The 672-nt window shown below is 45.2% G+C and carries 1 pseudogene; it reads right to left on the reverse strand.

Annotated features, from left to right (window positions below):
* Positions 1-309: 309 nt before the first annotated feature.
* Positions 310-672, reverse strand: a pseudogene (locus CIK04_RS34750) (short-chain dehydrogenase); the annotation flags it as partial.

Here is a 672-nt window from a genome sequence, read left to right on the forward strand (position 1 = left end):
GGTGCGAACCCACGCTACCCACTAATCGCTGAGCTAAAAGAAGTTCTACTGGCTTCTTACTACGGTAAAGCTTTCGTTGAAGGTGAAACTTTCGAAGGTACGACTGTAATCAAGAAGAAAGCAGACCAAGTAGCGCCAAAAGCGAAAAAATAAGTCTAGATACTTAGTCACTAAGTGTCAGCAAGAAGTAAGACTCAGGAATGAGGTAGGTTTCGTCTAGCACGAAACCTAAAAAAATCGGGAAAAAGATCAAAGCCCCAGTCGAAAGACCGGGGCTTTTTTACTTCAGTTTGATTTTTTGATGTTCGGTTAGATTTCGGTGGTCACCACTCTGCCACTGAAATACTCATTCGCCACGATGTACTCAGCGTTGCGAATGAGTTCATCCTGCACTTGAGCCCAATGTGTCGCGTCTATCTGTCCGTGATGGTGTGATACCGATGGAATCACACCACCAACGCGAATATTAAAAGGGGTGAGCTCTTTTGCCCAACTGATGGAGTAAAACCCGTAACGAGGGAAGTAACACTACTCAACACCGGTAAAATTTAGATGATCATCGTGCGAAATAACATTGACGATCACGCCTTTCGTTTCTGTTGCGTCGCATTCGTTCCGCGCACACTTGCACATAGCCGTATAGTGCGCCAGCGGTACTTGATAGCTTTTCTA

The sequence above is a fragment of the Vibrio sp. 03_296 genome (assembly GCF_002265885.1).